Raw genomic sequence first — 14,268 nt, 5'->3', positions numbered from 1 at the left:
ATGAAACTCCTAGCGCTCGAAGGCGTTAGCTTCAACTATGGTAGCCAGTTACCGACTGTATTGCAGGAGGTTAACTTGGCGATTGGCACCGGCCAATGCCATTGCGTGAGCGGTCCTACGGGCTCTGGGAAATCGAGTCTGCTAAACCTACTGGCGGGCGTATTAAATCGCCCGCATGAAGGCGACATCTGGCGTTACCCACAACTGGTTACGGGTCTGGTGATGCAAGACCCGCAAACTCAGCTACTTCGGCAAACCGTTGGCGCCGAAGTGGCTTTCGCCTTAGAAAATCTCGGTATTCCCGCCGAGAAAATGCTACCTAAAGTGCAATTGGCGCTACGGCGTGTGGGTTTGTATCTGCGCCTCGATACCCAAGTCAGCACGCTTTCCCTCGGTCAAAAATATCGTTTAATGATTGCCGCCCAACTGGTGTGCGAGCCGCATTTACTGCTGCTCGATGAGCCTTGGGCACAACTCGATGATCACGGTGTAAGTGAGCTGCTGGTCGTGCTTCACAATCTTATCCAAGATGGCATGGCGCTGGTGTTGGTTGAGCATAACGCCTCGGCCTTCGCTGAGATTATTCAGCATTACTGGCAGTTAGAGGCGGGCAAGCTATCCGAAGGCATCTATACCGTGAACGATGCGCCGCAAATTGAGGCGCCTGCGTGGCGAAATCAGCCTAAGTTTGAGCATTTAGGCAAAGTCTTGGTCAGCGCCGAAGCCTTTGATTTTGGGTTCGATGCTTGTCCTACATTATTTGCGTGTCCGCAGGGATTTCAACTGCAGGCGGGTGAGATAGTGACCTTAGTGGGAGATAACGGCTCAGGTAAAACTAGTTTGTTGAAAACCATAGCTGGCGTACTCAGTTCAAGGCAGCGTCTTCCGCTTAAAGTGCTCGGGCGAAGACCTAAGCTAGGGATTTATGGCGCTGAGCTGGGTCTGCTGATGCAAAGGCCGAGTCGACAATTATTCGAGACCAGCGTGCTGGCCGAAATGCAGTTTAGCCTTAGGCGTTTTGAACTCCCCAAAGAACGCGCGGCGCAGATGTTGGATGAATTGGATTTATTTAGCTTAGCTCAGCTGTCGCCCCACAAATTATCCTACGGCCAACAGCACTTGATTGCCTTAGCGTCACTCGCTTGTTTACGCCCTAAAGTATTGCTTTTGGACGATCCATTGGCGGGGATGGATAAGCATTATTACGGCAAAGTGTGGTACTTGCTGAAGCGGTTAAGCTCGCAAGGTTGCGCTATTTTGCTCAGCAGCCACAGAAGCATTGAACACAGCGCTGTATCACGGCAATTGAGTTTGCGTAATGGTCTATTGGTGGAGGAATTGATTGAAACAGGAGAGCGTTATGTGGGCTAGTTGTCGGCGCCTACGCGCGCTGCGGCATTGGAGTTATGAGCGGCGGGAAACGGCACTTTGTGCGTTGTCGCTGCTATTGGTGTGCGTGCTCTCAGCCTGTGCTTTTGTATTGCCCGCTGCTTTACTCTTGCCATTAGCAGGGCTTAATGGACTGCTTGTTATCCACGGTTTGCTGCGGCGCGGCAGTATTTGGGGCGTGCTAAAGCTAGGTTTAGTGCAATTGAGCATCACTTTGAGTCTGTATTTAATCCTCTATGGCGTTGAACATTTAGCCCAAGGCGCCGTGGTGGTTGCGCGTATTATTTTGGCGACCATTCCCGGGTGGTGGCTGTGTCTTACGGCAGCTCCCGAGCGAATTGGTGAAGTGTTAAGTGCGTTTTTACCGACCAAGTGGGCCTTTGTGGTCGCGGCGTCCTTAAGTTTATTGCCCTATATGGCAGATGAGATCCGCGAGATATATCAGATCCAGTGTCTGCGCGGGGCTCGCATTACACCTAAGGCGCTGCGTAACCCTAAAAATTGGTCCGAGTTGGTGTATTGCGTGTTGTTTCCCGTCTTAATCCAATTGCTTAAATTATCTCGCCAGATGGCCGTTGCAGCGCATAGCCGTCACTTTGGTTTAGCGCAACGGCCAACACATTGGCATTCACCGAGAGACAAAAATGACTAAAAAAATCCCGCTGAGTCTACAAGACTCCTTATTTGTCGGCTTTTGCGCAACCTTGCTGGTGGCATTAACGGGCATGTTAAGGCTTAAGTTGGGCTTGTCTGGACACAGCATGTTCCTGATGAGCTTCTTTTATCTGATCTGTTACGGCGTGTTAGGTCGTTTCGGCAGCATGACGGCATGCGGTGTTATCGCGGGCATAGTGGCTATGGCTTTAGGCGTAGGTAAAGGTGGGCCTATGATTTTACTGAAGTTTGCCTTGCCTGCCATAGCAATGGATCTCGTCGCCTTACTCTTGCCGCTCAGTATGAACTTGCATTGGCGCTGCGTGATCTTAGGCATTGCAGGCTGTATCGCTTGGGCGGGCAAAGTGGCACTCACCAATGTGCTCGCGGGCATGGCGCTGGATGTCGTGATGATTCAATGGGGTTTGAGTGTATTAAAAGGCGGCTTCTTTGCCACTCTGGGCGCCTTGCTTGTACCGCCTGTGCTGACGCGATTAAAAGCCCATGACCTGTTACACCGTGACAAATTTTAAAAACCTTTTTAAAGCTTTAGGAAATGCAGATGAAAAATTGGCTGATTTGTATCGACGATACCGATGATATAGGCACTAAGGGCACGGGCGAAATTGCCGAGGAAATCGCCCATCTGCTCGCCAATATGTCGGGCGGCCATGCTTCCTTTGTGACGCGGCATCAATTGTTTGTGCACCCCGATATTCCTTATACCTCACATAACAGTGCTATGTGTTTTGCGCTGCGCTCGCCACTGACGCAGGTCGAGATCCATCAACATGCCGTTGCGCATTTGGTCGCGGAATCGGCTCCTGCGGCAGACCCTGGCATCGCCATACTCGATGTTGACTCTCACTATGATGCCGCGGCTTTAATGGATTTTGGTCGCAGAGCCAAGGTTGAAGTGATCACGAAAGCGGCGGCCTATGATTTGGCTGAACAACTTAATATTCAGCTGACCGAACATGGCGGCACAGGCCAAGGTGTTATTGGTGCGTTAGCGGGATTAGGACTACGTTTAATGGGCAGCGACGGCCGGGTAAAAGGCCAGATTAAACTTGGCCAATTTGAGGATGCTTCACTCGAACTCAGCGTTGCCGATATCCTCGAACAAACCGGACTTGATGCTGTGATGAGTACGTACAAGTATCGACTTGCGCTTGATGAGCGAGTGCAGCTGAAGGGCAAAGTGAAAGCCGTATACCTTGATCACCAGTTTGTCTTGCTCGTTCATCAAGAGACAGAACAATGGCGCAATGCTGGCAAGCAAGCCCTGCAAGCCTACTAGAGCAAGTTTAGTAAAAGAGTTTAAAAAGAGAGTGCTAAATGGATCTCAACTTAGTCGAACACGCATTTGAATTAAAGGATGACCGCTGGATTTTTAAGGCGGGATTAGCTCAATATCCACAGGCGAGGCAAGTTGCCAAACTGTGCACTCGTTTTATCCCAGATGATGAAGACGAGCAGATCGACGATGAGCTCCGCTCCTGTTACAACTGCCAATATCGCCGCTGGATGGTCGCCGGTTTTGAATGCCTAGCCCTTAGGCATTTATTGAAAAAGTGAGAGTGTGAAAGAGTCTTGCTTGAGCCTTAGGCCCTTATTCCATGGCATTCTGTTTAGGGTATTTTGTTTACCAAGAAAGTCTATGGTGATTTTCTAATGCGCGGCTTAGAATGCCCCTCACGCCTGTTCTATAATAATCAAGAATAACAACAGAACATTTGAGCGTAGGTCGCTTTTATGTCGTATGGTTAAGTTGATATTTTATTCGAGCACATCATCCTTGGGGTTGTAGATATGAGTGAGTCGGCAGAATCAGTTGAGCTTATCAAATTACCTGTGTCGCAATTGACATTAGGTATGTTTGTCAGTGCCATAGACAAAAATGATAAAGGTCAACTTGCTATTGCAAATGCTGGACAAATTAAGCACAAGGATGCGATTTTAAAACTGGCCAAAAGCGGTATTAAATTTGTTTGGGTAGACGCCGAGCGTTCGGCAGAACATTGCGGTTTAAAGAAAAAAGCTACCAACGATAGTCAAACCGACAATCGAAAAGCGCCAGTGAGTCGTGATAAGCAACAAGCTCAAGCTAAGGTCATGCTGACCGAAGCGAAAGATCTTATTCGTAAAGTGTTATCCGAAACCTTCGAAGGTAAAGCCATCGAAGTTGCCCCCTTCGAAGCGTTAGCCGATACCATGATAGAGTCAGTGATGTTGGATGCTGATGCGCTTAAATGTATGTCTGCACTCCGTTCAAAAGATGCCTACCTACTCGAACATTCAGTGAATGTCGCCTTTCTGCTGGTAACCTTTGGTAAATATCTACAGCTGGATCGCGATATGCTGCGGCAAATGGCGGTCGGTGGGATTTTGCACGATATTGGCAAGATTAAAGTCGATAATAAAGTGCTGCACAAGCCGGGTAAACTGACACCAGAAGAGTTCGAACATATGAAGCTGCATCAAGTGTATGCGCTTGAAATTATGAACGAAACTACTGGTCTGTCGCAGATCAGTAAAGATATCTGCTTGATGCACCACGAAAAGTTAGATGGTCGTGGTTATCCAAGGGGCTTGAAAGACGATGAAATCCCTCGTCACGGTCGTATGAGCTGTATCGTCGATATCTTCGATGCGTTAACCGCGACGCGCTGTTACAAAGAGGCCATGAGCCCAGCCGCAGCTTTTAAAATTTTACTCAGTCTGACGCCATTTCACTTAGATCAACAATTGGTCTACGAGTTTATTCGTTGTATCGGTATTTATCCTGTGGGCTCCTTAGTTGAATTATCGGACGGCCGAATTGGTATTGTCTGGGCTTCGAAGGACAGAGATGCACTGCATCCAATCGTAAAGTGCTTTTATTCTTTAAAAGTAAAACGTTACACAGATGTCGCTATGGTGGATTTATTAAAATCTGAGCTGTATATCGAGCGCGGCGTGTCACCGAGTTCATTGGATATCGATCCAACGCCTTTCTATTAATCCTCAAATCTTGTCTCTAATGCCGGTCATCTAAGTCGATGGCTGGTGCGAACGATTGCAGAGCCTGCGCTAAAAACCGTAAACTGAATGTCTTCTCCAGTCTGGCAATGCGATGAACAGTGCTATGAAATCATTATTTCCTATTTTTATCATTCTCTTATCTTTGGCTTTATTAATCCCTGGGGTGACTCAACCTATTTTGAGTATCAGCGGCACTATCGATAAGGCCAAGCTGACCGAGCAGGGCATAGAGCAAGTTGCTCAACGTTTCGATGAAGACTCGGGGCGCGACAGCGCTCGCGGCATGCTGAGTATGGTCAGTGGTTTGCTGGGGCTCAATAGCCTTAAGGGCGAAGTTGAAGTGCTACAGAAAACCCGCAGTATTTGGGGAACGGTAACCGAACTTTATCACTCTGGGAACGGGCTCGTCGCGGGATTAGTGATGTTATTCAGTGTAGTAGTGCCAGCATTAAAGTTGAGTTTAATGCTGGCACAGCAATGTGTTAGCTCGATTGGCCTGAAACTGAGGATTAATGCCGTCGTCAATGCACTCGCTAAGTGGTCGATGGCCGATGTGTTTGTGGTGGCGCTGATCATCACCTTTATGGCGGGGAACGCCTCAGGTGGTATGGGGGAAATGCTAAAAACACAGGCGCAATTTGAAAACGGTTTTTACTTTTTTACCGCTTACTGCATTTTATCGATTTTTAGTGGTTTTTTAGTACGTCGTCCTACGCCAATTTTGTAGCGAGTTTATAAGGCATGCCGACCTTAGCGATAAGGCCGGATGCCGAGATTTAACGCGGTTAATGGTGCAGTGAGTTAGGACAAAGTGCCATTTTGATAAATGGGCATAATCCAATAGCGGCAGGGATTATGTTTGCAGACCAAAGCCAGTGCAGCGAGCAGCGCCGCTTGTTGCGCAGCGGGGTGCATGATTTCGAATTTACAAAACTCCCGATAACCTTCCACTTGTTCCTTGATATTAAAATGGCTGTGTTCACGGCTAAAACCACAAATATTCCCTAGGCTAAAGCCCGATAGAAACTCCAGCTCTATCAAGGTATCGACTATATCGTCCTTAATATCATTTTGGGCGATCAGTACTAACAGTTGTTCTGTGCTCATTTACGTTTCTCCAGCCAAAAATACAGAATTGGCAGTAAATACAGTGTGGTGATGGTTGAAGTGAGCAGACCGCCAATCACCACAATCGCTAAAGGTTTTTGAATTTCAGCCCCAGGGCCCGAGGCAAACACCAGTGGCATAAGACCAAACATCGCCGTAGTCGCCGTCATCAAAATGGGGCGTAAACGCCGCGCCGCACCTTGTTCTACCCGTTCGTGCAGGTTGCTGAACATGTGCTTGGTTTGTTCGTAATAGCTGACCATCACCACGCCATTGAGTACAGCGACGCCGAGTAGGGCGATAAAGCCAACCGAGGCGGGCACTGATAAATATTCCCCTGACAAATACAGGCTAACTATGCCGCCCATCATAGCGAAGGGAACGTTGGCGAGGATTAAGCCCGCTTTGGCAAGCGAGCCAAATGTCGTAAATAAAATCAGGGTGATCAGTGCGATAGCAATGGGGATCACTAGTAGTAAATTGCTGGTGGCCCGCTGTTGGTTTTCAAACTCGCCACCAAAACTCACGCTATAACCACTCGGAAGTTTGATTTCCTGCGCAATTTTAGCGTTGAGCTCTTCTACAAAACTCACGATATCGCGACCTTGCACGTTGGTGGTTATCACTGAAAAGCGATTCCCTTGTTCACGCTCGATAAGGATGGGGCCTTGCTTATAGCTTAAGGTGGCGACATCACTCAGGCGTTTTAAGGAGTGATCTGGCATCACCAGTAACTGATTTTTAAGCTCATTAATGCTACTTAAGTGGCTCTGATTGTTAGCAGTCAGCACGGGTGTGCGCTTTTTACCTTGTAGCACTTCGGTCACGATTACGCCTTCGAGCTGGCTTTTCAGGTAGCGGGCAAACTCCATGGTGCTCATGCCAAAGCCTCGGGCGAGCTCGTTATCTAAGGTGAGGTTGATAAAAGGACTGCCTTCGATCATCGCCATTTTCACATCGATGCTGCCGCTGGTGGCATTAACGAGTTGTTGGATTTGGCTCGTGAGCTGGCCTAAGGTGTCGATATCATTACCAAAGACCTTAATCGCCACGTCGCCAATGCTGCCGGTGAGCATTTCGGACACACGCATTTGTATCGGTTGAGTGAAGTTAAAATTAACGCCGGGATAGTCCAATAACACAATGCGGATCGCATCGATAAGCGCTTCTTTATTGGCAAAGCGCCATTCACTGCGGGGCAAAAGTTCTAAGAATACATCGGTTTCATTGAGCCCCATGGGATCTAAGCCGATTTCATCCGCGCCAGTACGCGCCACCATCTGTTTGATTTCAGGAACTTTAGCCAGCAAGGTTTGCTGAATTTGCTTGTCGATGGCAATCGAAGCTTCGAGTGAAATCGATGGGGACTTCTCCAACTGCAGAATAATGTCGCCCTCATCTAAGGTCGGCATAAAGGTTTTTCCCACTAACCCGAACAAGCCTAAGCTGACGATAAGCAAGCTAAAGGCGATCACTATAAAGCGTTTTTGATGGCTAAACGTGCCCTTGAGGCTGGCCAGATAAAGCTGTTTAAGCTTTTCAATCGCCTTAGGTTCCTTGGCGGCTTTTTCGTTGACGAGGTAAGAGGCGATAACCGGAATGACAGTTAACGACAACACCAGCGCCGATAGCATGGCAAACACGATAGTGACCGCAACAGGGGTAAAGAGTTTGCCTTCGAGCCCGCTCAAAGTCAGCAAGGGCGAGAACACTATCATGACGATCACTGTGCCCGACACCACGGGAATGGCAACGTCCTTGGTCGCGCGAAAAATCAAATGCAGCCGCGGTAATCTCTGCTTAGTAGCGATGAGATTCACCATGTTTTCGACCACGACCACAGATGAATCCACTAACATGCCGATGGCGATAACCAGCCCGCCTAGGCTCATTAAGTTCGCAGAAAGATTGAAGTAATCCATCATCAAAAACGTCATCAGCGCGGCAAGAGGCAGCGAGAGTGACACGACCAATGCGGCGCGCACGTTACCTAAAAACAACGCCAGCAAGATGATCACTAGCACTACGGCTTCGAATAAGGCATTGGAGATGGTATCAATCGCGGTATTGATCAGATTTGCGCGGTCGTAAAAGGTGTTTATCTGGCTGCCTTCTGGCAAGGTTAGGCTGATTTGATCGAGCTTTTCCTTAATGTTTTTGACCACTTGTGCGGTATTGGCGTCTTTCAGGGCGATGATTAAGGCTTCGGCGGTTTCGTTACCGTCTTTCGTGACTGCGCCATAGCGGGCTAAGTGGCCAATTTGAATATCGGCCAAATCCTGCAGTCGATACACTCGGGCATCATCGGCCTTGATCACTAATTGTTTGAGTTCGTCGATATCATCGATGCGACCTTCGGCGCGCACTATGATGGTATCTGTGCCAATGGTGAGCTTACCTGCACCTTCGTTGTGATTATTCTCCACTATCGCCTGTTGCAGTGCCGCAAAGCTCACGCCCGCAGCCGCCATGGCCGCAGGTTTAGGGGTCACACTAAAGCTTTTAGCATAACCACCTAGGATATTCACATCGGCGACACCCGCAACGGTGCGTAACAGTGGGCGGATTTCCCATTCGAGCAACTGCCGTCTTTCCATCAGCGATAGATTGGGATTTTCGAGTGAAAACATAAAGATTTCGCTGAGCGGCGTACTCATTGGCGCTACGCCGCCCGTTACACCTTCAGGAAAACTGTCCCACACGGCGGCGATGCGCTCGCTCACCTGTTGGCGCGCCCAATAGATATCAGTGCCTTCGTCGAAATCGAGGGTGATATCGCTGATGGCGTATTTAGTTGTCGAGCGCAGAATCGATTGATGGGGAATGCCTAACAGTTCGGTTTCAATCGGCACGGTAATTTGCGCTTCGATTTCCTCCGGCGTCATACCGGGCGCCTTGAGGATGATCTTCACTTGGGTGGGCGAAATATCGGGAAAGGCATCCAAGGGAATGGAAAACCAGGCTCGCGCTCCCGCTAACATAATAATCAGCGCCACAATCAGCACAAATAGGCGCTGCGTAAGCGAAAAGCGGATGACTGAGGTCAACATCTTATTCGCCTCCTAGGCCAAGCATTATGCCTTTAACTGCGGCAACCGACTGGGATAACACTTGGATTTGGCTCAGATCTTGATCGCTTTCAACGATATATTGCTCAGGGGTTGAACCGAGAATATCGATCGTAATTGAGGTGAGCGTGTCGGCGGTTTTAGTGAAGACTTGGCTATCTTGCTCCCAACTAAAAACACTATTTTTAGGCAATAAATACACCGCCTTTTGATACTCGGGTATCACAGTGATCTGTTGTCCTAACAGTAAGTTACACTCCTGCGGCACGGGTGATGACCAAGCGGTCACGAAGGCACCTTCGGCGATGGCCGACATGGACTCAATGGCGATATGGCACTGATTGATGTTCACCGCCGAGAGCGAATGTGACTGGCTCATAGGCACGCTGACTTTGACGCGAATACTGTCGCTAGGCACCAGTGAAAATAGCTGTGAACCCGCCATATAAGGTCCATTCACTTGGTTGAGTTTAACGATTCCCGCCACTGGCGTGCCTACCACTAGGGAGTCTGTGGTGGCATCTGTGCTTTTGACTATCTCCATAAAATGCTGCATGTGCTCGTATTCGAGGTGAGTGCTGAAGTAGTCTTGGCTGATCTCGCGCCATTTTTCGGCGCTGATACTGCCATTGTTTAATAAGGGTTTATTACGCTCATAACGGCTTTTTGCCAGTTGATATAAGCTGCCAGCGGCTTCGACTTGGGCAAGGTAGTGGAACACTTCTGGCCCTGTCAGTTTGACTATCGCCTGGCCTTTAGTGACGAGCTGGCCTTGGCCGACGAGGAAGCTGATCTGTTGGATATTCTCCGGCGTGCTGATCCAGTAATCATTACCGGGGAGGATTTCAACCTGCGCGGGCAATGGGCTGCCCTCATAGCTGGCGACTTTCTGTGGTTGCACATAACTCAGGTCTAAATTACCGAGGGAACTAATTGTTAGGGATTCAGCCTGCGCTAACGTGGCTACACTGGCGGATAAACAGAAAAGGCATGCGCCGTACTTGGCCATCATAATGAAATTCCTAAGGCTTGCAGTTGTTGGGAGTGCAGTTGTTGCTGGGCGACTTGGTTCAGTGCCAAGCGGGATTCGGTATCGAGTGCATCCATATAGCGGCGCAGCCAGACTTCGTAGCTAACTTGATTTTGGTCTTTGACCTTGGCCAGCTCTTCAGTAATGGTGCGGCTAAGGTGTAAGGCTTGGGTTAGCAATGTCTGTTGGTCGAGTAAGTTTTGTTGCTGTTGCTCTAGCTTTTTAAGCTGAGTTTTTAGCTCGATATAAGTACGGTCGAGGTTGAGCGTGTGCTCGGTATTGGCTTGTTGCCATTGGGATAATTCGGTTTGCGATAGGGCCGAACCTAAAGTCAGTGGCACAGAAATGGCGATGCCAAGCTGTTGATCATCAACTTGGTTATCGGCGGTATTTTTAGCCGTGAGTGAGACTGTCCAAGGGTCTTTATCCCCCGCTTGCTGGCTCTGGATGATCAGTAGCTGTTGCTGCTTCTGTAGGCTCAATAATTGCCATAATGGATGCTGCGCGAGAATGTCATTGGGTTGGCTGCTGGCTGAAAGCGGCCGTGCCGTTTCGGCGATGTCCTGCGGTATTTGCTCTTGTCCTGTCAGCTGTTGATAGAGGGCAAGCGCCTCAGCCTGTTGCTGATTAAGATCGACCCGCTCCAGTGCAATATCCACCAGTTCGCGTTCTAACAAGAGTATGTGGGCAATCGGCAGTTCGCCCGCATCTGTGAGTTGCTTCTGCTGACTATGGAGCTTGTTGAGTAATTGGCTCTTGCGATCTAGTTGGGCCAGTTTCACTGCTGCAAGACGATGTTCCCACAGGCTTTGTCGCAGTAATCCCGATAAATACAGGCCTTGCAGCGCGACTTGTTGCGCCTGAATGCTTTGGGTGAGTTGTTTAATCTGCTTGTCGCTGCTGTGCAAAGCAGGGGATTTTATTGGCAAATTGAGTGAGAGTTCCTGCTCGTAGCTGTTACCATTATCTAGGCTACCTAAGTGACTCAGGCTAATGCTCGGCAGGCCATTGAGCCAAGCTGAGCTGCTCAAGCTTATTTGTGATTGCGGTAACTGGCCGCCCGATTGAGATAGAGAATGTAATCTAGCTTGGCTGGTGGAGAGTGCTTGAGATAGCTCGGAATTCGCGGCGTGGCACAGGAAACTGCTGCTGACTAAGGTCGCCAACAGACATAACTTGATACAAGACGTACTGACAGACATAGGACGATTCTATGGTAATAAAGTGTGCTGTCAGTGTAGGGATTGGTGGGCGAAAGTCGTGGGGGACATGTATCATAAAACCGTCTATGGTACATATGTCCCATAAATTAATGGGTTGATTTTGCTTTTATTTAGGAGTTTTTCGATGAAGGATCTTGTCATTATTGGTCTGTTGGCCTTGATCATATGCTTTAAGCTTTTTGACATCTCATCCGACATTCAATTGGGCATTCCCCAATGGCATATTGCCCAGGAAGCCATGTTATTAGTGCTCACTGTGATTGGTGCCATGTACTTAAGTTATGACCTTATTCGTCGCTCCCGCGAAGTTAAAGCGTTGGCTAAACGGTTGGAGCATGCGGATAAGAAAATCGACAATATGTCGACGCAAATGCGTTCTGCCAGACAAGAATACAGCCAAGCTGTATCGCAGCAATTCGAGACTTGGGGCTTTACTAAGAGTGAGCAGCAAGTGGCATTTTTATTACTTAAAGGCTTAAGTTTTAAAGAAATTGCCGAAGTTCGCCAGACTAAAGAAAAAACCGTCAGACAACAGGCATCGACCATTTATGGCAAAGCGGCTGTGGATGGACGCCACACTTTCTGTGCTTGGTTTATGGAAGACTTTATTCAAGAACATAATCAAGATCTTGCTGCGAGTGAAGCGGCATCAAGTTCTAAGGCGGCTTAATCTGCGCTGGATTGGCTTAGCTGTTATAGCTATTTGTTATTGAAAATCGATATTTGCTGAGTTTTTAGTTCTAAACAATAATGAGCATCCCCTAAGTTTGCAGGAAGATGCAATTGAAAAACTGGCTGATTATCGTGTTTTGCCTGATTGCCTTGGTCGCTTCGACGCAAACCACAGGACTCGTGCGTTCACTTATCGAATTCTCCGCCTTTGTAGGCGTCCTCTGCTGGGCTTGGCGAATGAAGCCGACGGCAGAGTAGACTGGTTTTCCGCAAATCTTAGCTATTGAAAATAAAGAATATACACTAAAGACGTGATACCAATCGCTGCCCACAGCATCACCCCAAGCAACAAAGGTTTGGGGCCACTCGCCCGCATTTTCTGCACTGTAATTCCTGCACCAATCAAAAACAAACACAGGACTAATGCCCGTTTCGACATCATAAACAAGGCGTCATAAACAGCGTTAAACTGCGGTAACCAATGCGCCACAGCAATGGCTAAACAATAAAAACCGATAAAATACGGCAGGTTAAGTTTGCGCTTATCACCACCAAACAGCATAGCGCTGACCAGTGCGATCGGGATAATCCACAGGGCGCGGGCGAGTTTAATGGTCGTGGCGGTTTTTAAGGCTTCATCGCCATAGGCCGAAGCCGCGCCGACAACCGATGAAGTATCGTGGATGGCGATGGCACTCCACACACCAAAATCGTATTGGCTCATATTGAGCAAGTGACCGAGTGCGGGGAACAAAAACAGCGCGACTGAGTTCAGCACAAACACACAGGCTAACGCAGTGGCGGTTTGATCGTTACGCGCATTGATGGCCGGAGCCACAGCGGCAATGGCGCTGCCACCGCAAATAGCAGTACCAGAGGCGATTAAGTGGCCCGTGACATGATCAAATTTCAGGGCGCGGGTGAGCAAAAACCCTAAGCTGAGGGTGAAAAAGATTGAGCCAACTATCAAGCCGAAGTTGTGGGTGCTCGCCTCTATCGCCGCGTTTAAGTTAATCCCAAATCCTAAGCCAATGATCGAATAAGACAGGAGTTTTTTGGTGAGAGCGGCGATATTCCATTGCACTGGCACCCAGCCAAGGCTGGCTAAGGTAAAACCTAACACTAGCGCCATGGGCGACGAGATAAAAGGCGCGAGGCATAACAAGCCCGCACAGATGAAAACGATGCGATGAGTCTTATTATCTTGCTGTGATGTCGATGAAGAATTCATAACGCCTTAGGCTCGAGCGATTCGGTTTTATCGTTCCAACCATAGATCTTCACATTAAGCGACGGATACAAAATGGCGATCAATGGGGATTGATCATGGAGACAGATGCAAGGGGGCATTATAGCTGTGTGTATGAGCCTCAATAAAATCAATTAAACTTATCTAGTTCATCAGTTTTATTGACTCTTAGAAGGTTTGGCAAAGCTAGAGGTTAAATCGAAGAAGATGAACTGTTCTCAGTTCATCTTCTTAGCTGGATTATAAATGGCGAGGTTACAGAGCGTGAAATTATAAATTTACGATACTTTTCAAGTTGTAATCGCTGCCATCTTTTGCGGTAAACAACTTATCTTGGGTATCGTTAGCGCTGGACATACCCGCATGTAATAGGCTGAGCCAATGACGCGATGCGGCTGAACGTGACTCTTGTGTTCCGACGACCATGTTTAATGACGTTTCGATTTGGATATCTTCCAGATTGGCAACGTCTCTCGCCCCTATCATGCCATTGCGGTCGAAACTGAGTTCAACGTGGCAACCTAGGTCCTGCAACACTATGGCGCAAGGCGCATCTTTAGTGCCGTTAAAAGCCACGAACTGTTTTGGCTGACGTAAACCGCTGTGGCTGCCGTTGGCAAAAAAAGCCAGCAGGTGTTGGTAGTAAACCACATAGCTGCTCACATCTTGGTGTGAACCAGAGTTGAGTGGAAAGAGGCGGTCGAGGAATTGTTTCGCATTGGCGATCTTTTCGTGCTCGGCGACATTCACTTGGGCCACGGCTAGCACTTCTTCTGCGATGAGGCTGTTTAGATTCGGTTGGATCTGGTTGCTCTTGATAATTGACATATTCATCGCTCGTTCCTCTCACTC

The 14,268-nt window shown here is 48.5% G+C and carries 15 protein-coding genes; 9 read left to right on the top strand and 6 right to left on the bottom strand.

Going from position 1 to position 14,268, the window contains the following annotated elements; genetic code table 11:
- The 7 genes from OX890_RS01660 (at nucleotide 1) to OX890_RS01630 (ending at nucleotide 5,794) form a co-directional block, all read left to right on the top strand.
- Nucleotides 1-1,371, top strand: a complete 1,371-nt coding sequence (locus OX890_RS01660; protein ID WP_115335866.1) for an ATP-binding cassette domain-containing protein — start codon at nucleotides 1-3, stop codon at nucleotides 1,369-1,371.
- A complete protein-coding gene (locus OX890_RS01655) occupies nucleotides 1,361-2,041 on the top strand; it encodes an energy-coupling factor transporter transmembrane component T (RefSeq protein WP_268650006.1) in 681 nt (226 codons plus the stop codon). Before OX890_RS01660 ends, OX890_RS01655 begins: the two co-directional genes overlap by 11 nt.
- Nucleotides 2,034-2,576: a core component of ECF transporter gene (locus tag OX890_RS01650; RefSeq protein ID WP_268650005.1), complete on the top strand. Its 543-nt coding sequence runs from the start codon at nucleotides 2,034-2,036 to the stop codon at nucleotides 2,574-2,576. The genes OX890_RS01655 and OX890_RS01650 overlap by 8 nt, the downstream gene beginning before the upstream one ends.
- 29 nt (nucleotides 2,577-2,605) lie before the next feature.
- Nucleotides 2,606-3,343, top strand: a complete 738-nt coding sequence (locus tag OX890_RS01645; protein ID WP_268650004.1) for a DNA-binding protein — start codon at nucleotides 2,606-2,608, stop codon at nucleotides 3,341-3,343.
- Nucleotides 3,344-3,381: 38 nt separating this feature from the next.
- Nucleotides 3,382-3,621, top strand: coding sequence for a hypothetical protein (locus OX890_RS01640; protein ID WP_268650002.1), 240 nt, complete (start codon nucleotides 3,382-3,384; stop codon nucleotides 3,619-3,621).
- 234 nt (nucleotides 3,622-3,855) lie between these two features.
- Entirely contained in the window at nucleotides 3,856-5,046 is a 1,191-nt protein-coding gene (locus OX890_RS01635) for an HD-GYP domain-containing protein (protein WP_226060140.1), read from the top strand.
- A 112-nt stretch (nucleotides 5,047-5,158) separates the two neighbouring features.
- Entirely contained in the window at nucleotides 5,159-5,794 is a 636-nt protein-coding gene (locus OX890_RS01630) for a paraquat-inducible protein A (RefSeq protein ID WP_126493301.1), read from the top strand.
- A 74-nt stretch (nucleotides 5,795-5,868) separates the two neighbouring features.
- Here OX890_RS01630 and OX890_RS01625 read toward each other — a convergent pair whose 3' ends face one another.
- The 4 genes from OX890_RS01625 to OX890_RS01610 are packed head-to-tail and all read right to left on the bottom strand — an operon-like array spanning nucleotide 5,869 to nucleotide 11,474.
- Entirely contained in the window at nucleotides 5,869-6,174 is a 306-nt protein-coding gene (locus tag OX890_RS01625; protein WP_006079422.1) for a DUF3240 family protein, read from the bottom strand.
- Complete coding sequence (locus OX890_RS01620; RefSeq protein ID WP_268650001.1) at nucleotides 6,171-9,224, bottom strand: efflux RND transporter permease subunit; 3,054 nt, start codon at nucleotides 9,222-9,224, stop codon at nucleotides 6,171-6,173. Before OX890_RS01620 ends, OX890_RS01625 begins: the two co-directional genes overlap by 4 nt.
- 1 nt (nucleotide 9,225) lies before the next feature.
- On the bottom strand, nucleotides 9,226-10,254 hold the full coding sequence (locus tag OX890_RS01615) for a hypothetical protein (protein ID WP_006079425.1): 1,029 nt from the start codon (nucleotides 10,252-10,254) through the stop codon (nucleotides 9,226-9,228).
- Complete coding sequence (locus tag OX890_RS01610) at nucleotides 10,251-11,474, bottom strand: metal transporter (RefSeq protein ID WP_268650000.1); 1,224 nt, start codon at nucleotides 11,472-11,474, stop codon at nucleotides 10,251-10,253. Before OX890_RS01610 ends, OX890_RS01615 begins: the two co-directional genes overlap by 4 nt.
- A gap of 145 nt (nucleotides 11,475-11,619) precedes the next feature.
- Between OX890_RS01610 and OX890_RS01605 the strand changes: the two genes are divergently transcribed.
- Together OX890_RS01605 and OX890_RS01600 are read left to right on the top strand one after the other, a co-directional pair.
- Entirely contained in the window at nucleotides 11,620-12,165 is a 546-nt protein-coding gene (locus tag OX890_RS01605; RefSeq protein WP_268649999.1) for a helix-turn-helix transcriptional regulator, read from the top strand.
- A gap of 113 nt (nucleotides 12,166-12,278) precedes the next feature.
- Entirely contained in the window at nucleotides 12,279-12,425 is a 147-nt protein-coding gene (locus OX890_RS01600; RefSeq protein ID WP_086014207.1) for a hypothetical protein, read from the top strand.
- Nucleotides 12,426-12,447: 22 nt separating this feature from the next.
- Here the strand turns inward: OX890_RS01600 and OX890_RS01595 are convergent, their stop codons facing one another.
- Nucleotides 12,448-13,398, bottom strand: a complete 951-nt coding sequence (locus OX890_RS01595) for a YeiH family protein (RefSeq protein WP_268649998.1) — start codon at nucleotides 13,396-13,398, stop codon at nucleotides 12,448-12,450.
- Between the two features lie 288 nt (nucleotides 13,399-13,686).
- Nucleotides 13,687-14,250 (bottom strand): malate synthase, encoded by a 564-nt coding sequence (locus OX890_RS01590; RefSeq protein WP_268649997.1) that lies wholly within the window; start codon nucleotides 14,248-14,250, stop codon nucleotides 13,687-13,689.
- Nucleotides 14,251-14,268: the final 18 nt, after the last annotated feature.

Origin of the sequence: Shewanella sp. DAU305 (assembly GCF_026802235.1) — a bacterium.
Taxonomy (GTDB): Bacteria; Pseudomonadota; Gammaproteobacteria; order Enterobacterales; family Shewanellaceae; genus Shewanella; species Shewanella baltica.
Note: the sequence above shows the minus strand (reverse complement) of the source record. Positions and strands in the feature narration are given on the sequence as shown.

Coding starts and splice junctions, on each gene's coding strand:
- OX890_RS01655 (WP_268650006.1), top strand. CDS start 1,361: ATGTGGGCTAGTTGTCGGCGCCTACGCGCGCTGCGGCATTGGAGTTAT.
- OX890_RS01625 (WP_006079422.1), bottom strand. CDS start 6,174: ATGAGCACAGAACAACTGTTAGTACTGATCGCCCAAAATGATATTAAG.
- OX890_RS01615 (WP_006079425.1), bottom strand. CDS start 10,254: ATGATGGCCAAGTACGGCGCATGCCTTTTCTGTTTATCCGCCAGTGTA.
- OX890_RS01630 (WP_126493301.1), top strand. CDS start 5,159: ATGAACAGTGCTATGAAATCATTATTTCCTATTTTTATCATTCTCTTA.
- OX890_RS01635 (WP_226060140.1), top strand. CDS start 3,856: ATGAGTGAGTCGGCAGAATCAGTTGAGCTTATCAAATTACCTGTGTCG.
- OX890_RS01645 (WP_268650004.1), top strand. CDS start 2,606: ATGAAAAATTGGCTGATTTGTATCGACGATACCGATGATATAGGCACT.
- OX890_RS01640 (WP_268650002.1), top strand. CDS start 3,382: ATGGATCTCAACTTAGTCGAACACGCATTTGAATTAAAGGATGACCGC.
- OX890_RS01660 (WP_115335866.1), top strand. CDS start 1: ATGAAACTCCTAGCGCTCGAAGGCGTTAGCTTCAACTATGGTAGCCAG.
- OX890_RS01590 (WP_268649997.1), bottom strand. CDS start 14,250: ATGAATATGTCAATTATCAAGAGCAACCAGATCCAACCGAATCTAAAC.
- OX890_RS01610 (WP_268650000.1), bottom strand. CDS start 11,474: ATGTCTGTCAGTACGTCTTGTATCAAGTTATGTCTGTTGGCGACCTTA.
- OX890_RS01620 (WP_268650001.1), bottom strand. CDS start 9,224: ATGTTGACCTCAGTCATCCGCTTTTCGCTTACGCAGCGCCTATTTGTG.
- OX890_RS01605 (WP_268649999.1), top strand. CDS start 11,620: ATGAAGGATCTTGTCATTATTGGTCTGTTGGCCTTGATCATATGCTTT.
- OX890_RS01650 (WP_268650005.1), top strand. CDS start 2,034: ATGACTAAAAAAATCCCGCTGAGTCTACAAGACTCCTTATTTGTCGGC.
- OX890_RS01595 (WP_268649998.1), bottom strand. CDS start 13,398: ATGAATTCTTCATCGACATCACAGCAAGATAATAAGACTCATCGCATC.